Below are 18,023 nucleotides of genomic sequence, written 5' to 3' on the forward strand. Positions count from 1 at the left end.
CGATGCGGATACTTGCCATCGGCACCGATCCCGTCGACCTTCTGGTCGCGAGCGGGGGAACGCTGCTGCTCTACACCCAGGCTGGCCACGAGGTCAGCGCGGTCATCGTGACCGATGCCCCCGTGCCGCAGTCCGACATCGAGCGAGCGAAGGCGGCCTTCGCGTCCCTCTCGGTCTCGTATCTCAACCCCGTGCTGGTCGATACAGTCGCGGACTTGCGCGCGAGCCGGGATGTGCTCATGGACGTGATTCGCGAGGTAGGGCCGGAGGTGATCATCGGCCCGTCCTCCAACTCGATCCGCGAACCGGAGCGGGCCCTGTCGCGGCTCGTGTTCGGGGCAGCGTACTGCGCCTGCGTGCCGAACTATCCCTCACCGCGGGGTGTGGAGGCGGCCACCGTTCGAGCGGTGATATTGCACACGGATCCCACTCTCGGGTTCCACTCCGGCACGCCCGAATATGTCGACATCGTGCCCGTCTGGGACGCCAAACGCGAGGCGATCGAGTTGTTCGACAACGCCGCGGATCACATCGTTCGCGCGGAATCGCTCGCGGGAGCCCGCGGCGTGCAGGTGCAGCGGGAGCTCGCCGAGGCCTTCGGCACGGAACCAGCCTGGGGGCGACTGCGCCCGTACCGGGTACTGCCATGAACCCTACGAAAGGAAACAGAACAATGCCCAGGGTCCAACACAGCGTCTTCCGCACTCTCTACAGGCCGCCCGAAGGGGTGAACGTGAAGGTGCCGTACAGCTTCCTCGGCGCTCCCTACGGCGAGGAGGAGCTGAATGCTGTTCGCCGGGTCATGGAGAGCGGGTGGCTGACCACTGGCATGGAGACCCACCTCTTCGAGGAGGACTGGCGCGAGGCCCACGGGGTCGAGTACGCCTACACGGCATCCAACTGCACGACGGCCCTCCACATGGCGGCGCAGCTGTGTAAGCTGCAGCCCGGAGACGAGGTCGTCACCACGCCGATCACCTTCATCTCCACCAATCAGGCCGTGCTCGCGCAGGGAGCGGTCCCGGTGTTCGTCGATGTCGACCCCCGTACCTTCAACATCGCCCCGGACGCGATCCGGGCAGCGATCACACCTAAGACCAAGGCGCTGTTCGTGACGCACGTGGCGGGGCAGATGTGCGACATGGACGAGATCATGGCGATCGCCGAGGAGCACGGGCTGCTGGTCGTTGAGGACTGCGCTCACACGCAGGGCGCGAGCTACAAGGGCAAGGCTGCGGGATCGTTCGGCGATGTCGGGTGCTTCAGCTTCCACGCGATCAAGAACATGACAACCCTCGGCGAGGGCGGCATGCTCACGACCAACCGCGACGACTTCGCCGTCAAGATCCCGTGGCTGCGGTCGATGGGCAGCCGCTACCCGGGTGACCCGCACGACGACGGCACGCCCGGCCCGCGGCCCTATGGGGTGGACGACGTTGACGGCTACATTCCGTCGAACCTCCGGATGACGGAGGCGCAGGCGGCCGTCGGCCGGGAGCAGCTCAAGAAGCTGCCGGCGTTCATCGAGCGCAGGAGGCAGATCGCACACCGCTACAGTGGGGCCCTCGCCGATCTCCCCGGTGTCACGGTTCCCTACGAGTCGCCGGATGCGGTGCACACGTACCACATCTATGCCCTGCTCATCGATTCGGACCTCACCGGCAAGACGAACCATGAGCTCTATGACGTGCTCATGAACGAGCACGGCGTGCACACCGTGCCAGGGCTCTACCGGCCGAGCTATCTCTTTGATCTCTACGCGAAGAAGGGGTTCGTCGCGAGTTGCCCGACGGCTGAATGGTCGGCGGCCAACTCCCTCCAGCTGCCGCTGTACCCGCACCTGACCGACGAGCAGATCGATCATGTGATCGCCTCCGTTCGCTCGGCCCTGGGGAGGTAGCGGACCGGATGCTCGACTTACGACGACTCGGCCTCATCAGCCTCGACTTCGCGTCACCACAGGAGTGTCTCGAGGCCACGCGGTCGCGTGGCTTCGGCTGGATGGAGGCGTATATCGATGGTGTGGCCAACGATGACGTGCATTCCCTCGTGCGGTGGAGCATCAAACGTGGAGTGACGGTCTCGACCCTCTCGACCCTGTCGAAGCTGGGGAGCTCGGAGGATGACGCCGACCGGCATATCGCCGCCGTCGAGCGCTCGATCCTCCTGGCCGCGGAGACCGGAGTGGCGAGAGCGGGCTTCATGTACGGCGGTTCGAGCACGCTCGGCGAAGTGGCGGCGAGACGCCGTTTCGCCGAGCGGATCGAACCGCTGCTCGGCATGGCGGAGAGTCTCGGGGTGCGGCTTGTCATCGAGAACGTGTTCTCGCGCGGCACCGGCGTCGATCTCGAATCGGTCGCGGCGATCGAGGAGTTGTTCGCCGTTCTCCCTCCCCGTGCGATCGGACTGACTTTCGACCCGGCGAATTTGGCGATCGCGGGCGAAGAGGCTTACCCGTATGCGCTCGCGCGGCTGCGTGAGCACTGCGCGGTGATCCACCTCAAGGATGTGACGCGCCATGTGCCAGAGACGCACGGTACCGAGGCCGACTGCCGACCGCTCGTCGAGAGTCGCCGCGGCCGGTTCATCACCGTTCCCCTCGGGGAGGGCTCGCTCAACATGCTTGCCCTCGCCGGCGAGCTCCTCGCCTCCGACGACGACACGCCCCTGCTGCTCGAGCCGTTCCGTTCCGGGGCCAGCCGGGAGGCCTGGATCGACCGCTCCCTCGCCAACCTGTCCCGACCGGCTCTCGTGGATTCGGGCGCCCGCAATGGTTAGCGTGGCCGAGGCCGTCATGTCCGTGGCCGAATCGCATGGTGCGAGCACCGCCTTCGGTCTCCTCGGCGAGGCCAACCTCGCGATAGTGCTGGCGCTCGAGAAACGGGGAATGCGCTGGGTCGCCCTCCGGCGGGAGGACTCGGTTGTCGCCGCTGCTGACGGCTACGCGCAGGGCACCGGAACGGTGGGCCTCGCGATCGTCTCCCAGGGACCCGCTCTGGCCAACGCGGTGAACCCGCTGATCGGAGCGACCAAGGGCCGCACGCCGATGGTGCTGCTCACCGGCTCTCTGCCGGTCCGGTCGACTCATGAGCCGCAGTGGCTCGACCAGCGCGCCCTGGTCGAGGCATCGGGCATCCACTACGCTCGCGTCACGGACGCGAGCAGCGCGGGGGAGGTGATCGAGGCCGCGTTCGCGCTGGCCGTCAGCGATCGCAGGCCGGTCGTGCTCGACGTGCCCACGGAACTCCAGCTCGAGCAGACGGCGGAACCGCGCTCCGGGTCACCGGCCGAGGTGTCCCCTCCGGCACCGGAGCCCACCGGGCTCGACCTCGCCATCGAGGCGATCGGTCGCGCGCAACGCCCGGTCGTGCTCGCGGGCAGGGGGGCGATCCACGCCCGCGACGAGTTGCTGCGGCTGGCCCGTGCACTCGGCGCACCCGTGGCCACGACCCTCCTCGCGAAGGGGCTCTTCGACGGTGTGCCGAACGACGTCGGAGTCATGGGCGGGTTCTCCACCGCACACTCGCACGAGGTGATCGGCCGCTCCGACCTGATCGTCGCGTTCGGCGCCGGCCTGAACCAGTTCACGACGGAGCGAGGTCGCCTGCTCAAGGGAAAGCACGTGGTGCGGGTCGACCTCGAGGCCACCGCGACGGCGGACCAGACAGGCGTGACCGGCGACGCGGCCCGGGTCGCGACGGCCCTCGCCGACGCCCTCGCCACGACGGCACCCTGGGCGGAGCCCGCCCCGGCGAGGGACCCGTTCCACGACCGGTCCGACGAGAGCGGCCTCGACCTCCGCCGCGTGTCGGTGCTGCTCGATGAAGCACTCCCGCGCGATCGGGCGCTCACGACGGACCTGGGCTACTTCAGCTCAGAACCGGCGGTGCACATCGGCCTGAGGCATCCGTCTCGCCAGTCCTTCCCCCTGCACTTCGGATCCATCGGGCTGGGGCTCGCGAGCGCGATCGGCTTGTCGTTCGCGCATCCGGGGCTGCCCACGCTGTGCGTCATCGGGGATGGCGGGCTCGCGGCATCCCTCGCCGAACTGGAGACCGTCGGGCGGCTCGCGCTCCCGATCGTGATCGCCGTCTTCAACGACGACGCGTACGGGGTCGAGGTCTACGAGCTGCAGCATCGCGGGGAGGGGATCGCTACGGCCGTGTTTCCCCCGGTCGACTTCCGGGGGGTGGCGGAGGCGCTCGGCATCCGCTCGCTCACGGTGTCCACGGCGGCCGACCTCGACGTCGCCCGATCGGTGCTCGCCGACCCGCGGTCGCCCCTCCTTCTCGACTTTCGACTCAAGCGCGGCGTGATGACCCGTTGGTACCTCACAAGCGTTCACCCCGATTTCTCAACATCGACCTGATCCAGAATGGAATCCACGACCATGCCTTCGACTCCCGAAACCCTCCAGACCGCCGCGCAGTCCCTCGTGCGAGTAATGGTCGCGCACGGCATCACGACGGTGTTCGGAACGGTAGGCCACGGCAACCTCTCGCTCATCGACGCGATCGCGGGCGAGAAGCGACTGAACTTCGTGAGCGCATTCCACGAGCAGGTCGCCATTCACGCCGCCGACGCCTACTTCCGCGTGAGCGGGCGGGTCGCCGCCGTCGTCACGACCGTGGGGCCAGGCGCGACCAACCTCACGACGGGACTCGGCGACGCGCTGCTCGACTCGTCGGCCGTGATCGTGATCACAGGAGGCGTCCCCTCCGAGTACGTGCGCAAGGACCCGCTCCAGTCGCTCTCCGTCGCCGCGGACAACTCGCAGTCGGAGATCTTCCGGCCGCTCACGAAACGAGTGTTCGAGGTCGGATCGTCGGCCGATCTGGTGCCGACGTTCTCCCGCGCTTTCAGCGAGGCGATCAACGGCCGGCCGGGTCCCGTGCTGATGCACGTTCCGCTGGACTTCTTCGCCGGTCCGGTTCCCGCGACGAATGCCGAATCCGTCGCCCCCGCCCGTTTCGTCCCCTTCCCCGACCCCGCCCAGATCGCGCTCGCCGCGAAGGCGATCGGCCTGGCCGAACGCCCGGTGCTGTACTGCGGCGGAGGGGCGCAGGCCGAGGGAGCACCGGAGGCGATCACCGAACTGGCGCGGGAGTTTGGCATCCCGGTGGCGACCACGATGTCTGGGCAGGGTGTGATCGACGAGGATGACCCGCTTGCGATGGGCACGACCGGCGTCGTGGGCACGCGTCCGGGCAACACCGTCGTGCGGGAGGCAGACCTCGTCATCGCGGTGGGAACGCGGTTCCCCGAGATGGACACGAGTTCATGGCGTTCCGACTTCTTCTCGGGGTTTCCCCCGGCCAAGCTCATCCACATCGATATCGACCCCCTCGTGCTCAACCGAGTGTTTCCCTCCGATGTCGCAATTAACGCGGACGCCGCTGCGGCCGTCCGCGCGCTGCGTGCCGAGCTCAGGAGTGTCTCGCCGGAGTGGTCGGACTGGAGCGAGCGAGCGGCGACGCTTCGCGAGGACTGGTCGCGCGAACTCGAGGAGGTGCGCTCGACCCCGTCGATGCCCTTCGAACCGGCTTTTGTGCTGACGCGCCTCCGCGAGCAGCTGCCAGCGGCAGCCGTGCTCGTGAGCGGCGTCGGCGTGAGGCACGCCGTGGCCCAGCACTACCCCGTGCGCTCGCCGCGCACCCTCGTGGTCGCAAGCGGTTTCGGCACAATGGGCCAGGAGACGGCGGCGCCCCTCGGCGCCGTGGAGGCGCTGCCCGGCACGCCGGTCGTCGCCGTGGTTGGCGACGGTGCCGTGCTGGCATGTCTCGCCGCGCTTCCCACCGCGGCTGCAGCGGGGGAGAACGTGACCTGGGTCGTGCTCGACAACGGCGGATACGCGTCCATCGCGATCTACCAAGCGAAGCACTTCGGACGGCTGCTCGGCACCGACTTCGTCGACGCCGCGGGCGCACCGTACACGGTCGATTTCGTGCAGCTTGCGCAGTCGTTCGGCATCAGCGCCGACCGAGTGGTCTCGGAGTCGGAACTCGACGAGAAACTGGCCGCGGCGATCGCCCATGGGGGACCCTCGCTCGTGGTTGTGCCGATCACTCGCACGCCGCGCATCCAAGGCACGGGGCACTGGGACGTCAACGACATCTTCGCGGCCGGTGCCACCTATTCAAGAGCTGGTGAGGGCGGAGATGTCTGATCCCGGCATGACCGGTCTCGAGCCCGCGGTTCTCGACGTGCGGGACCTCTCGGTGCGGTTCGCGACCGCGAGCGGCGATGTGCCGGCCGTCAAGAACATCAGCTTCCAGGTTCCCCCCGGGGGCTCGCTGGCCCTGCTCGGTGAATCCGGATCGGGTAAGACGGCTACCGCGCGCGCCCTCATGGGCATCCTGGATGACTCCGCCGTCGTCTCCGGCTCGGCGATCTACGACGGCCGAAATCTGCTCGAGCTCACCGACAAGCAGATGCAGCGCATCCGCGGCACCGAGATCGCGATGATCTTCCAGGACGCGCAGTCGGCTCTCAATCCGGCTTTCACCGTGGGGTGGCAGGTCGCGGAGGTATTCCGCAAACGCGCGGGGCTGAGCAGATCGGAGGCGCGGACCCGCGCGTTCGACACGTTGCGCGGTGTCGGCATCCCGGACATCGACCGCCGGTTCTCGCAGTACCCGCATCAGTACTCCGGCGGCATGCGCCAGCGCGTGCTCATCGCTATCGCTCTCGCGCTCGAGCCGCGGATCCTCATCGCCGATGAGCCTACCACTGCACTCGACGCCACGATCGAGGCACAGATCCTCGACCTCATCCGCACTGCCCACAGTGCGAGCAATACCGCACTGGTGCTCATCAGCCATGACCTCGGCGTCGTGGCCGAGATGGTCGACCGTGTGATCGTCATGAATCACGGCGAGATGGTCGAGGAGGGCAGCATCGAGGACGTCTACCTCCGGCCGAATCATCCCTACACGCAAGCGCTTCTCGAGGCGTCGCCATCGTTCATCGGCACGCGAGCCCACGGGAGCGGTACAGGAAGGAAAGAGGAGTCATGACCGATCGGTTGCTTCGAGTCGAGAACCTGGAGAAGCACTTTCCGCTGCCGTTCCTTGACAGGGTGCGCACCGGCGCACGGTCGGTGCGAGCACTCGACGGCATCTCCTTCTCCGTGCGGAAGGGGGAGACCGTCGGCGTGGTCGGCGAATCCGGATGCGGCAAGAGCACTCTCGCGCGCACCCTCGTCGGTCTGGACAATCAGACCGCTGGCACGATCCACCTCGAGGGCCGCGACACAGCCACGTTGTCGAAGCTGGAGGGCGCGAGGTTCCGCTCGCGCGTGCAGATGGTCTTCCAGGACCCGTATGCGTCGCTGGACCCGCGGATGCGCGTGCGCAGCATCCTGGAAGAGGGGTGGCGGGCGAATCCAACCCTCGTGCCCCGGGCCGACCGGACGGCCGCGGCGGAGAGCCTTCTGGACTCGGTGCGCCTGCCCGCCGAGAGCCTCGCGCGGTTTCCTCACCAGTTCTCGGGCGGGCAGCGCCAGCGCATCGGCATCGCGCGAGCCCTCGCCGTGCAGCCCGATATCCTGGTGTGCGACGAGCCGACGTCAGGTCTCGACGTCTCCGTGCAGGCGCAGGTGCTCAAGCTGCTCGCGGAACTCAAGGCCGAGCGCGAGCTGACTGTCATCTTCATTGCCCACGACCTGCCCGTCATCCGGTCGATCGCCGACCGCGTCATCGTCATGTACCTCGGCAAGATCGTCGAGATCGGGCCGGCCGAGCGTATCTTCACCGCACCGCACCATCCGTATACGCGGGCGCTGCTCTCGGCGACGCCCGATCCCCTGCGGATCATCGAGAAGCGCAAGTCGGACCGGATCGTGCTGCGAGGGGATGTGCCGAGCCCGATCAACCCGCCGAGCGGATGCCCCTTCCGCACGAGGTGCTGGAAGGCGCAGGATGTCTGCGCCACAGTCGCGCCCCTCCTGGCCGACGACGTCGACTCCGCCGCGTGCCACTTTCCGGAGAACGTCGGTTTCACGCCCGCGTCCGCGGGCCTAGGACGAGCGCTGTGAGCCGGTTGCCTCTGCTCGGCGACGGCCAGCTCGAGCCGGACCAGGAAATCGTCTTCCGGTCGATCGCGGGCGGCAAACGTGCCGCCTTCTTCCGTTCGATCGGCATGACCAGTCTGAATGAGGGACTGCCCGGGCCCTTCAACGCGATGGTGATCGCGCCGACCGTTGGTATGCCCCTGCATCGCCTGGGGGAGGCGCTGCGGTACGAGGGGGTCCTCCCGCCGCTCGTGCGCGAGGTCGTCATCCTCACCGTCGCGGCGGTTCGCGATTCGCAGTTCGAGTGGGCCTCCCACGAGCCCGAGGCGCGCAAGCAGGGCGCGGACGCCGCAATGCTCGACGTGATCAGGGACGGCTCGGAATCCCTCGCGGACGACCAATGCGCCGCAGCCGTGGCCTTCGCGCGCACGGTGCTCTCGGGCGCGCACGTCGACGACGTGCTGTTCGATCGACTTCAGGAGATGTTCGGAGACTCCGGTGTCGTCGAACTCGTCGTTCTGCTGGGCTACTACGTTCTGCTGGCAGAACTGATGAGCGTGTTCAGCATCGAGTGAGACTGCGGTGTGCCGGAGGCGTTGCGCCAGGCATCGCCTCCGGTTCACCGGCCATAGGGGATTTCCCCAGTTGGACGCGGTTGTATGGAACTGTGCCTAATTGAAACTGGGCGGTTTCTAGCCAACGTCGCATCACCTGAGTGTCAGGAGTAGCGATGTCAGGTAGTCCAAGGACGCGGGGAAAGGGTTCCGGCGCACTGCCGATGGTCGAGACCCGCGCCAAATATGCTCAGCTGATGAGGCAAGGAATCAGCAACGCCGAGGCGTGTCGAACTCTGAAGATCAACCGGCGCACGGGCATGCGGTGGCGGCACGGGCGGACGGTGACGAACGCGCAAGGGCGCGCGAAGACGTACGCGTCGATCTCGCTGAAGGCGCCACCGACGATTTCGTCACGATACCTCTCCGAGGGCGAGCGGATCCAGATCGCCGATGCGTTGCAGGTCGGGAAGAGCCTGCGTCAGATCGCGGCCGAGTTGGGCAGAAGCCCGTCGACGGTCAGCCGTGAGGTCGTCCGGAATCGGGCGCCACGCCAGAAACGATATGCTCCTCGAGCGGCGCAGGCTCTGGCGGAGGCCGCGCGCAAACGCCCCCGGCCGGGCAAGATCGCCGGGAACCCGCAGCTTCGGGATGCGATCTCGAAAACACCTTCTCGAACAATGGAGCCCCAGGCAGATCAGTCACCAGCTGCGGATCGATTTCCCGGGACAGCCCGAGATGAACGTCGTGCACGAGAGCATCTATCGGGCCTTGTATTCGCCGCACACCACCGGGCTGTCCCGGGGAATGACCCGTCACCTCCGAACCGGGCGCTGCGGGCGCCTGACCCACCGTCGGGCCACATCGTCGACTACATCCACTTGCTGCGTTTGAAGATCACGTAGAGGAGGGCGGCGAAGCCGACCATGAGGGCGATGGCGAAGGGGTAGCCGAATGCCCAGTGCAGTTCGGGCATGACGTCGAAGTTCATGCCGTAGATGGCTCCAACGAGGGTGGGGGCGAAGAGGATGGCGGCCCAGCCGGAGATCTTCTTCATGTCTTCGTTTTGTCGTTGGGCGACGAGAGTGGCGTTGACGTTGAGGATCTGGGCGAGGGCGTCGCGGAGTTCTGCGGCGTGGGTGCTGGCGCGGGCGAGGTGGTCGGAGACGTCTTGGAGGTAGGTCTGCAGTTCGTCGGGGATCGCGTATTTGCCGAAACCGCCGCGGAGCGCTTGGAGGACTTCTGTCATGGAAGCGACGGCGTGTTGGACGTCGATGATCTCTTGGCTGAGGCGGTAGATGCGTTCGGCGACGGCGGCATCTCCGCTGAAGACCTGTCGTTCGATTTGTTCCTTGTCGATGGCGAGGCCGTGGAGAACGGGTGTATAGCCGTCGACGATGGCGTCGAGGAGCCGGTAGACGACTGCTTCAGGTCCGAGGCCGAGGAGATGCTCGTCGGCGAGGAGGGTGTGTTCGCGGCGTTCGGGGTCGGCGAGGTCTTCCTGGGTGATGGTGGTCCCGTCGCTGCCGTCTATCCATTTCCCGCTCTTGCACAGCAGTGCTACGGCGTGCGGGCGGAGCAGGACGTGGAATTCGGCGAAGTCGACTTCCTCCCCGTGTGTCGTCATAGCGTGCGGAGCGGACGACGAGGAAGAGCACGTCGCCGTAGCGTTCGAGTTTGGGGCGCTGGTATCCGGCGAGCAAGTCCTCTCGGAGGATGGGGTGCAGATCCCATGCATCGGCGAGCTCGGCGACGTTCCCGGGCGTCGGGGCGGGGTAGAAGTGCATGGCCATCCGGTCCGTACCGGTGCGAGCAAATTCCAGTGCGTCGGAGACCGTCGCGCCAGGCGGGGCCGCTGTTGGCAGTCCTCGGTTCACATAGCGGGCCAGGAACGACGCCTCGGCCGGTCCCGGGGTGGGCGGTGCGGCGCTTCGTCGTCTGGCATGTTCCGCCGAACTCGCGATCGCCCGACGGCTCCGCCAGGGATTCATAGCTGCCGCCCTTCCGAATCCTGGCTCCTGCGTGGGCCGGTGCTGAGGTGCGCGGCTGCTGCTGTGGGAACGAGGATCTGTTGGATCGCTGGTCCGATGACGGCGACGAGCGTTTCGGTGTCAGCTGCGACGAGCGTGGGTACTCCGATGATGCGACGTCCGGTGACGATGCCGACGAGCATCGAGGAGGCGAGGCCAGCTCGGAGGACGGCGTCGGGGTCGTGGCGGTCGCGGGTGCCGACGAGCAGGCGGGACTGGATGAAGTCGCGCAGCTGCCCGCTCGCGGTGTCGTTGACGACGAGAAGATGATCGTGGAGGACGTCGATCTTGACGTGGTGAGCGAGCACGGCTACGAATCGCACCCACGCCGCGCGTTCGTCTGTCGTCAGCCAGCACGTCTCGTCCACACCTCCGGTTCTGCCCAATAGTTGTCAGCAGAACTAAAGGGAGGCTGCGATGGTGGTGAGCGGGCCTGGAGCAGTCAGCTCCAAGGAGGACAACGCTGGAGGTGGCCGCCCCAGGTCCCGTTCAAACCGCCGGGCGGTGTTCTATGTGGACGGTCGGTACGTGATGCCTGACCCGCACCTGCAACGTGAGATGCCCACGCCGCGCCAACACGACACACGCGACAGCCGCCGCCAACGCCGGCATTCCGCCGGAGACCATCATCCCGATGTGAGCCCCGAAAGTCGTGATGATCCAGCCCATGAGCGGGCCGCCGATGGCCTGACCGCCGAGGAGGACCAGCACGTACAGGGACATGACGCGCCCGCGAACGCCGATATTGCTCGACATCTGGATGAGGGAGTTCGACGCGGTCAGGAAGAGAAGGGACGCCATGCCGACGGTGATGAGCATCAGAGCGAAGGGCGCCACGCCGGACATGAGCCCGGTCGTCGCCTGCAGGAGCCCGGTGATGCCGACGCCGATCACAATGGTGCGGAGTCGGATGCTCGCGCGCCGGGTCGACAGCAGCGCTCCTGCCAGCGCCCCGACGGCGACCATGGAGTTGAACAGACCGTAGCCGCCCGCTCCGACATGGAAGACGTTGTCGGCGAACGATGCCAGCAGTACCGGCATCGTCAGGCCGAAGACGGCGAAGACAGCGGCGAGCAGTACTGGCCAGATGATGGTCGGCTTGCCGACTGCGTACGCGAGGCCCGCGCGCAGCTGACCGGGTACTCGCGGCGGTGCTGCCATCCGGGTCATCTGCGAAGTGCGCAACAAAGACAGCATGATGACGACCATGATGCAGGCCGCTCCGTTGATCGCGAACGCCCAACCGGCGCCGACGGTCATGAGCAGGACGCCAGCGATGGCGGGCCCGATCATGCCGCCGAGCTGGAAGACGGACGAGTTGATGCTGATGGCGTTGCGGAGGTTCTTCTGACCGACGAGCTCGGTGACGATCACCTGGCGGGCGGGGTTGTCGATGACGGTCACGAGGCCTGTGAGGAAGGCGATGCCCCAGACCATCCATGCGTCGACGTTGCCGCTGAGGGTGAGAGCTGCGAGCACGAGGCTGAGGATCGCGAAGGCCGACTGCGTGAACATCAACAGCATCCGCTTCGAGACGCGGTCGACGAGGACTCCGCCGAGAAGCCCGAAAAAGAGCATTGGGGCGAACTGCATAGCGACGGTGATGCCGACTTTCGTGGCGCTGCCGGTGAGCTCGAGGACGAGCCAGTCCTGTGCTATGCGCTGTATCCAGCCGGCCGTCATGGCGATGAGATTGCCGTAAGTCCAGATGCGGAAGTTAGGGACGGCAAGGGCGATGAAGGTGTGACGCCACGGAGGCCGTTCCGTGACGATCGAGAGTGGTTCGGTGGGCGGGGAGGCAGTCGTCGTCGGCGAGGTCACGCGGGGAGTCCTGAGGTCGGAGGAGGAAGATCGATACTCTTCAACGGTACGGGGAAGATTCGCATTTGGTTCCCGAACGGGCATAATCAGTGGTATTGGGGCTCTCCTTTCTGTTCCGTGGGTTGAATCCGACCCGCGCTGAAGTCATCGATGCTCTCCGAGGATGGAGCCACGTCCCCATCCTCGTCGTCTCCGGCCGCACTGGCGCAGCCGACAAAGTCGAAGCGCTCGACAAAGGAGCCGATGACTGCGTCACGAAACCTTTCTCGATCGAGGAGCTCCTGGCCCGGATCCGCGCCCTGACTCGCCGAGTCCCCGCCTCGGATGAGGAACTCGTCATCGTTTTCGGCACAGTCACCGTCGACCTCCCCGCCAAACACATCGTCCGAACCGGCGCAGGCGCTCCCGAACCGATCCGGCTCACCCCGACCGAATGGCAAATCCTCGAACTGCTCCTCCGAAATCCGGGGAAGCTCGTCAGCAAACAGACCCTTTACACCGCAGTGTGGGGCCCCCACCGCACGAGCGACACCGGGTACCTCTGCCTCTACATCGCTCAACTCCGAAAGAAACTGGAACCGGCCCGCTACCTTCTCACCGAGGCCGGCATGGGCTACCGATTCAACCCTGACCTCGACCCGGCGTACGCCGGCGTCGTACACGTCTACGACACCAAGGTCGTGCGCTAGGCCATGACGCGGTTCGTCCTGTACCGGGTGGCACAATCACTGTTCGTCGTCGTGGGTGTCGTCCTGCTGACGTTCGTGATCGTGCGCCTGGTACCCGGCGATCCGGCCGTCGGCTATGCGGGCTCCCGGGCGACCCCCGGGCAGCTAGCCGCGGCCCGCGAGAAACTGGGGCTCGACGGTTCGGTGTTCACCCAACTGCAGCACTACATCGCCGATCTGCTGAACGGAGATCTCGGAGTAAGCATCCACACCCGTCAGACGGTGGTCGCCGACCTGACGCATTTCGTGCCGGCGTCGATCGAGCTGGTGTTGTTCGCCATGGTGATCGCGGTGCCCGTCGGATTCGCCATCGGCCGGTTCGCGGCGAGGCACCACGGTAAGGCCGCCGACATCGTCATGCGGATCATGACCGTGCTCGCCGTGTCGTTCCCGGCGTTCTGGCTTGGGCTCATTCTGCAGACGACGTTCGCGAGTACCCTCGGCTGGTTTCCCATCGCCGGCGAATACACCTCGTCGCTCGACGGGACCTCGCCGCTGCATGTCTGGACGAACCTGACCCTCGTCGACGCCGCGATAACGGGCAACGGGCCCGTCTTCCTGAGCACCCTCCAGCACTTGGTGCTTCCGGGGCTCGTTGTCGCCGCATACCCCGTCGGCGCGATCGCGCAGCTGACGAGGGCAGGCCTGACCGAAGAGCTCGGGCAGGACCACATCCGCACCGTCCGCGCGCTCGGCTTTTCGTCGCGGGAGGTGATCGGCAGGTTCGCGATGCGGCCGGTGCTGTCGCCCATCCTCACTCTAATCGCGCTGGTCTTCGCGTACTCACTGGTCAATGCGTTCATCGTCGAATCCATCTTCAACTGGCCCGGTGTCGGCCGGTATACGACGGAGGCGATCCAATCGCTCGACACACCGGCGATCGCAGGCGTCACTCTGGTCGTCGCGATCATCTACGTGCTCATTAACCTGGTCGTCGACATCGCCCAGGCCTTCATCGATCCGCGGGTGCGTGTGCAATGACCGTCTCCCCCCCACTCACCTCGCGCATCCCCTCGTGGATCAACCCGTCACGCCTGATGCCTCGCGATGTGCTCTCCGTCGTCTTCATCGTCGTGCTCGGAATTCTCGTGCTCGCCGCTCTGTTCGCGCCGTGGTTGACGCCGTACCCGGCCGACGCCAACGGCGCCACGCATCCGCTCCAGTCGTTGCACGCGCCGAGCGCGCAACACTGGTTCGGAACGGATGGGGTCGGCCGCGATATTTTGACCCGTGTCGTGTTCGGAGCGCGCACGTCGTTGATCGTCGTAATAGCGGTCCTCCTGTTCTCGATCGTCTTCGGCACCCTCACCGGCGTCATCGCCGGCTATGCCGGCGGAGTCGTCCGTGACGTGATCATGAGGATCACCGACATCTTCCTGGCTTTCCCGGCGCTGCTGCTGGCACTGGCGCTCGCACTCGTGCTGCCCCGCGGCATCCCCACCCTCATCATTTGTGTCGCGATCACCTGGTGGCCCTGGTACACGAGGTTGGCTGCATCCGTCGCGGCGTCGATCAGTCGGCGCGGCTACGTGGATTCAGCAAGGACCCTCGGAGTCTCCGCGCAGCGAATCGTTCTCCGCCACGTTCTCCCGAACTCACTGACCCCCGTCATCGTGCAGGCGTCGCTGGATGCCGGCGGCATCATCCTCGTGGTCGCCACCCTCTCGTACCTCGGATTGGGTGTCTCCGAGCCGACACCGGAATGGGGCCTCATGGTGCAGCAGGGTCAAGCGCTCATCACGACGAACTGGTGGGTCGTCACGTTCCCCGCCCTCGCGATCCTGATCACTGCGTTCAGCTTCAACATGCTCGGTGAAGGCCTGCGTGTCTCGCTCGACCCGAAGAAGGCCGGACGATGACCACGCACCTGCTGACTGTGCGCGACCTGTCAGTGAGCTACGGCGACCGCCGGGTGTCGTTCGTGCCTGAGCTCACGGTGGGCGCGGGGGAGTGCGTCGCCATCGTCGGCGAGTCCGGGTCGGGAAAGACCTCGGCGCTGCTCGCCCTTCTCGGGCTGCATCCGGGCGCGCGCGTCAGCGGCGTCGTCGACATGTTCGGGACGGAGGATGTGCTCGCTGAGCGTTCGCGCTTGACGGGCTTGCTGGGCCGTCGCGTCGCGCTCATCTCCCAGAGCCCGATCTCGGCGCTGAACCCGACGATGCGACTTGGCCGATTCGCGGAGGTCGTGCTGCGAAAGCACGGCCGCTCCCGTGCGGAGGCCAGGGCCCAGATCACCGCCGCTCTGAGCGCGGTGTCGCTCGCCCCCGACATCCTGACGCGGTACCCGCACCAGGTTTCCGGCGGCCAGGCGCAACGCTTCGCGATCGCGCTCGCGGTCGAACTCATCGTCGCCGACGAGCCGACAAGCGCGCTCGACGTCACGGTGCAGGCCGAGATCGTCGCACTGCTCGCGTCCCTGCGCCGCGACCGCGGAATGGGGTTGCTCATCGTCAGCCACGACATCGCCCTCGTGTCGGGGCTCGCCGACCGCATCATCGTGATGAAAGACGGCGAGGTCGTTGAAGCCGGGCCGACGCGCTCGGTGATCGGCAACCCGACGACGGATTACGCTCGAGCCCTGATCGGGGCCGTGCCGCAGATCGGTGGGAGTACCTCGTGAGCGAGAACGCGTCGACCCTGCTCGCCGTCACGAATGTGACGTTGGCCTACGGCAAGAAGGTCGTCGTCGACGACGTGAGCCTCACGGTGCCGGCAGGGCCGTTCGGGCTCGGCCTCATCGGCGAGAGCGGATCGGGTAAGACGACGATTGCGCGTGCCGTGCTCGGCCTCCTCCCCGTGCACTCGGGCGAGATCTCCGTCGCCGGGATGAATGTGGCGCACTTGACGCGTCCGCAGCGCGCGGCGTACCGCAGCATCCTGCAGCCCGTGTTCCAGGACGGCACGGAAGTGCTCGACCCACGGATGAGCGTGCGGGCCTCGATCCGCGAAGCACTGCGCGTCGTCGGGCGCGCGCAACACGACGACATCGTCGCTGACCTCCTCGTGGATGTCGGACTCCGGTCCGACGTGATGGCGCTGCACCCGCACCAGCTCTCCGGCGGCCAGCGTCAGCGCGTCGCGATCGCCCGCGCGTTGGCGACCGAACCACGCCTTCTCATTCTCGACGAGCCCACCAGCGCGCTCGATGTCACCGTGCAGGCACGCGTGCTCGATCTCTTCGAGAAGCTCCGGGCGGAACGCAACCTGTCATTCTTGCTGATCACCCACAATCTGGCCATCGTGGATAGGCTCTGCGACGAGGCCGCGGTCATCTCCGCCGGGCGCATCGTCGAGCAGGGGCCGGCCGACGCCATCCTCGGCGACCCGCAGCACGACTACACGAAAAAGCTGATCGCATCGGTGCCGCTCCTCGAAAGCTCATGACCCGCATCCGTCTGTCTGTCGCACTCACCCCAGAGCAAGAAAGCCCAACATCACTATGAGCTACCGCATCGCCATCGACGTCGGTGGAACCTTCACCGACGTCGTCGCTTTCGACAATGACACCGCAGAGGTGTCGTTCCACAAGGTGGCAACGACACCGGATGACCCTGGACGCGGCATCATCGACGGCTTCGCGGCCGCCGGCGTGAGCGTCGATCAGATCACCCACTTCGTGCATGGGACGACGCTGGGACTCAACGCCCTCCTCACGCGCACGGGAGCACGCACCGGGATCGTCACGACCCGAGGTTTTCGCGACGTCTACCTGCTGGGCCGCACCGATCGCCGGCCGATGTACGACTTCACCTACCGCAAGCCCGCGAGCCTCGTGCAGCGTTCCGACATCTTCGAGGTGCCGGAACGTCTCAACCACCGAGGAGACGTTCTGGTGGCATTCGACGAGAACGAAGCGCGCCGGGTGGCCGCTGAGATCGGCCGCTCCGGTGTCGCGGCAGTGGCGGTGTGCTTCTTACACTCCTACGCGAACCCCGCCCACGAGACGCTGATGGCCGCTGTGCTCGCCGAGGTGGCCCCACACGTCGACGTGACGATCTCCTCCGACCTGTCGCGGGAACTCCGTGAATACGAGCGCACGAGTACGGCCGTCATCGACGCATACATCAAGCCGCAGATCCACACCTACCTCGACCGGCTGCAGGCGACTCTCGCCGGCCAAGGTTTCCGCGGGCAGTTCCTCATGACCCGGTCAGGCGGTGGCGCCATGAGCGTGCGATCCCGGCCACGCGCCTGCGGGCCTGGGCAGCTGGGAGTTTCTGACGAGTTCGGTGATAGCCGCGAAAAAGCCCCGGCTTCACTACACCTGGGGGGAGGCGAGGAATCTGCCGGGGCCAATTCGTTTGGAGTGGGGACTCCGTCACCAACCGTACGGGGGATGGGCTGAATGCCGGTTGGGCGAACCCCGCGTGTCCACGAAAAGCCAGCACACTGAGTATCCACTCAGTGGCAGTTGGATAGGGCAGGTGAGGCTAGGGCCGAGCATGAACCGGATGAGAGTTCGTGTCAGCCGGTGATGCTCGCGGGGGAGAGAGGACTGGCTCGGTTGGGGTGGTGAGTCCGCGCAGACGCTTCATTTCTTTGGGATCAAGATCAAGCAGATTGGCGACCTGACTTGCGTTCTCGCCGAGCGTGAAGAGGTACTCCACGCTGTGCCCGATGGTGTTCTCGACGACGGCCAGTTGTGCGATGAGGGTGTCGCGTTCGTCACCGGCGGTGAAGAACTCGGCGAGGGTCACTTCGATCTTGGCATCCCGCTCCGCGCGGACCTGATCAACCCGGGTGCGGGCGAGCCTCGCCCGCTCGCGGGCGTCCAGCTTCTTACCGGTCTGTTTCGTTGCCATCTCTCAGCTACCCCATGTATCCAGATTCAACTCGCACCGAACGATCCCGGCACCCCCAATTAATCACAAAACCAGCC

At 66.3% G+C, this 18,023-nt stretch carries 19 protein-coding genes; 15 read left to right on the forward strand and 4 right to left on the reverse strand.

The genetic code is table 11. The features are described from left to right. Nucleotides 1-2 precede the first annotated feature (2 nt). The 9 genes from E3O23_RS01120 (at nt 3) to E3O23_RS18805 (ending at nt 9,470) form a co-directional block, all read left to right on the forward strand. A complete protein-coding gene (locus E3O23_RS01120; protein WP_134487031.1) occupies nt 3-650 on the forward strand; it encodes a PIG-L deacetylase family protein in 648 nt (215 codons plus the stop codon). A 23-nt stretch (nt 651-673) separates the two neighbouring features. Continuing rightward, complete coding sequence (locus E3O23_RS01125; RefSeq protein WP_166790368.1) at nt 674-1,900, forward strand: DegT/DnrJ/EryC1/StrS family aminotransferase; 1,227 nt, start codon at nt 674-676, stop codon at nt 1,898-1,900. 8 nt (nt 1,901-1,908) lie between these two features. Continuing rightward, the gene (locus E3O23_RS01130; RefSeq protein ID WP_166790369.1) at nt 1,909-2,778 is read left to right on the forward strand and encodes a sugar phosphate isomerase/epimerase family protein; all 870 of its coding nucleotides are present in this window, start codon (nt 1,909-1,911) and stop codon (nt 2,776-2,778) included. Further along, nucleotides 2,771-4,369: a thiamine pyrophosphate-binding protein gene (locus tag E3O23_RS01135; RefSeq protein ID WP_166790370.1), complete on the forward strand. Its 1,599-nt coding sequence runs from the start codon at nt 2,771-2,773 to the stop codon at nt 4,367-4,369. The genes E3O23_RS01130 and E3O23_RS01135 overlap by 8 nt, the downstream gene beginning before the upstream one ends. Nucleotides 4,370-4,390: 21 nt before the next feature. Continuing rightward, entirely contained in the window at nt 4,391-6,166 is a 1,776-nt protein-coding gene (locus tag E3O23_RS01140) for a thiamine pyrophosphate-binding protein (RefSeq protein WP_166790371.1), read from the forward strand. Nucleotides 6,167-6,173: 7 nt separating this feature from the next. Then, entirely contained in the window at nt 6,174-7,016 is an 843-nt protein-coding gene (locus tag E3O23_RS01145; protein WP_166790372.1) for an ABC transporter ATP-binding protein, read from the forward strand. Continuing rightward, a complete protein-coding gene (locus E3O23_RS01150; RefSeq protein ID WP_134487048.1) occupies nt 7,013-8,035 on the forward strand; it encodes an ABC transporter ATP-binding protein in 1,023 nt (340 codons plus the stop codon). Before E3O23_RS01145 ends, E3O23_RS01150 begins: the two co-directional genes overlap by 4 nt. Further along, complete coding sequence (locus E3O23_RS01155; protein ID WP_166790373.1) at nt 8,032-8,586, forward strand: carboxymuconolactone decarboxylase family protein; 555 nt, start codon at nt 8,032-8,034, stop codon at nt 8,584-8,586. Before E3O23_RS01150 ends, E3O23_RS01155 begins: the two co-directional genes overlap by 4 nt. A 236-nt stretch (nt 8,587-8,822) precedes the next feature. After that, on the forward strand, nt 8,823-9,470 hold the full coding sequence (locus E3O23_RS18805; protein WP_166790374.1) for a helix-turn-helix domain-containing protein: 648 nt from the start codon (nt 8,823-8,825) through the stop codon (nt 9,468-9,470). Here the strand turns inward: E3O23_RS18805 and E3O23_RS01165 are convergent. From E3O23_RS01165 to E3O23_RS01175, 3 genes are all read right to left on the reverse strand, one after another. After that, complete coding sequence (locus tag E3O23_RS01165; RefSeq protein WP_241983261.1) at nt 9,437-10,192, reverse strand: magnesium and cobalt transport protein CorA; 756 nt, start codon at nt 10,190-10,192, stop codon at nt 9,437-9,439. The genes E3O23_RS18805 and E3O23_RS01165 overlap by 34 nt on opposite strands. Nucleotides 10,193-10,552: 360 nt before the next feature. After that, a complete protein-coding gene (locus E3O23_RS17955) occupies nt 10,553-10,963 on the reverse strand; it encodes a TetR/AcrR family transcriptional regulator (RefSeq protein WP_241983262.1) in 411 nt (136 codons plus the stop codon). A 121-nt stretch (nt 10,964-11,084) separates the two neighbouring features. Then, nucleotides 11,085-12,416, reverse strand: a complete 1,332-nt coding sequence (locus E3O23_RS01175) for an MFS transporter (RefSeq protein WP_241983263.1) — start codon at nt 12,414-12,416, stop codon at nt 11,085-11,087. Nucleotides 12,417-12,538: 122 nt separating this feature from the next. Between E3O23_RS01175 and E3O23_RS01180 the strand changes: the two genes are divergently transcribed. From E3O23_RS01180 to E3O23_RS01205, 6 genes are read left to right on the forward strand one after another with little or no spacing between them, the layout of a single operon-like run. Beyond that, entirely contained in the window at nt 12,539-13,105 is a 567-nt protein-coding gene (locus E3O23_RS01180) for a winged helix-turn-helix domain-containing protein (protein ID WP_241983264.1), read from the forward strand. Nucleotides 13,106-13,108: 3 nt separating this feature from the next. After that, entirely contained in the window at nt 13,109-14,125 is a 1,017-nt protein-coding gene (locus tag E3O23_RS01185) for an ABC transporter permease (protein WP_134487062.1), read from the forward strand. Then, nucleotides 14,122-15,003, forward strand: a complete 882-nt coding sequence (locus E3O23_RS01190; protein WP_134487066.1) for an ABC transporter permease — start codon at nt 14,122-14,124, stop codon at nt 15,001-15,003. Before E3O23_RS01185 ends, E3O23_RS01190 begins: the two co-directional genes overlap by 4 nt. After that, on the forward strand, nt 15,000-15,764 hold the full coding sequence (locus tag E3O23_RS01195) for an ATP-binding cassette domain-containing protein (protein ID WP_134487069.1): 765 nt from the start codon (nt 15,000-15,002) through the stop codon (nt 15,762-15,764). Before E3O23_RS01190 ends, E3O23_RS01195 begins: the two co-directional genes overlap by 4 nt. After that, entirely contained in the window at nt 15,761-16,528 is a 768-nt protein-coding gene (locus tag E3O23_RS01200; RefSeq protein WP_134487072.1) for an ABC transporter ATP-binding protein, read from the forward strand. The genes E3O23_RS01195 and E3O23_RS01200 overlap by 4 nt, the downstream gene beginning before the upstream one ends. 55 nt (nt 16,529-16,583) lie before the next feature. After that, entirely contained in the window at nt 16,584-17,489 is a 906-nt protein-coding gene (locus E3O23_RS01205) for a hydantoinase/oxoprolinase N-terminal domain-containing protein (protein ID WP_134487075.1), read from the forward strand. 85 nt (nt 17,490-17,574) lie between these two features. On the opposite strand, the gene E3O23_RS01210 is transcribed toward E3O23_RS01205, so the two are convergent. Continuing rightward, on the reverse strand, nt 17,575-17,946 hold the full coding sequence (locus E3O23_RS01210; RefSeq protein ID WP_134487078.1) for a hypothetical protein: 372 nt from the start codon (nt 17,944-17,946) through the stop codon (nt 17,575-17,577). Nucleotides 17,947-18,023 lie beyond the last annotated feature (77 nt).

Source organism: Cryobacterium tagatosivorans, assembly GCF_004402215.1.
Taxonomy (GTDB): Bacteria; Actinomycetota; Actinomycetes; order Actinomycetales; family Microbacteriaceae; genus Cryobacterium; species Cryobacterium tagatosivorans.

Coding starts and splice junctions, on each gene's coding strand:
- E3O23_RS01120 (WP_134487031.1), top strand. CDS start 3: ATGCGGATACTTGCCATCGGCACCGATCCCGTCGACCTTCTGGTCGCG.
- E3O23_RS01125 (WP_166790368.1), top strand. CDS start 674: ATGCCCAGGGTCCAACACAGCGTCTTCCGCACTCTCTACAGGCCGCCC.
- E3O23_RS01130 (WP_166790369.1), top strand. CDS start 1,909: ATGCTCGACTTACGACGACTCGGCCTCATCAGCCTCGACTTCGCGTCA.
- E3O23_RS01135 (WP_166790370.1), top strand. CDS start 2,771: ATGGTTAGCGTGGCCGAGGCCGTCATGTCCGTGGCCGAATCGCATGGT.
- E3O23_RS01140 (WP_166790371.1), top strand. CDS start 4,391: ATGCCTTCGACTCCCGAAACCCTCCAGACCGCCGCGCAGTCCCTCGTG.
- E3O23_RS01145 (WP_166790372.1), top strand. CDS start 6,174: ATGACCGGTCTCGAGCCCGCGGTTCTCGACGTGCGGGACCTCTCGGTG.
- E3O23_RS01150 (WP_134487048.1), top strand. CDS start 7,013: ATGACCGATCGGTTGCTTCGAGTCGAGAACCTGGAGAAGCACTTTCCG.
- E3O23_RS18805 (WP_166790374.1), top strand. CDS start 8,823: ATGAGGCAAGGAATCAGCAACGCCGAGGCGTGTCGAACTCTGAAGATC.
- E3O23_RS01165 (WP_241983261.1), bottom strand. CDS start 10,192: ATGACGACACACGGGGAGGAAGTCGACTTCGCCGAATTCCACGTCCTG.
- E3O23_RS01185 (WP_134487062.1), top strand. CDS start 13,109: ATGACGCGGTTCGTCCTGTACCGGGTGGCACAATCACTGTTCGTCGTC.
- E3O23_RS01190 (WP_134487066.1), top strand. CDS start 14,122: ATGACCGTCTCCCCCCCACTCACCTCGCGCATCCCCTCGTGGATCAAC.
- E3O23_RS01195 (WP_134487069.1), top strand. CDS start 15,000: ATGACCACGCACCTGCTGACTGTGCGCGACCTGTCAGTGAGCTACGGC.
- E3O23_RS01205 (WP_134487075.1), top strand. CDS start 16,584: ATGAGCTACCGCATCGCCATCGACGTCGGTGGAACCTTCACCGACGTC.
- E3O23_RS01210 (WP_134487078.1), bottom strand. CDS start 17,946: ATGGCAACGAAACAGACCGGTAAGAAGCTGGACGCCCGCGAGCGGGCG.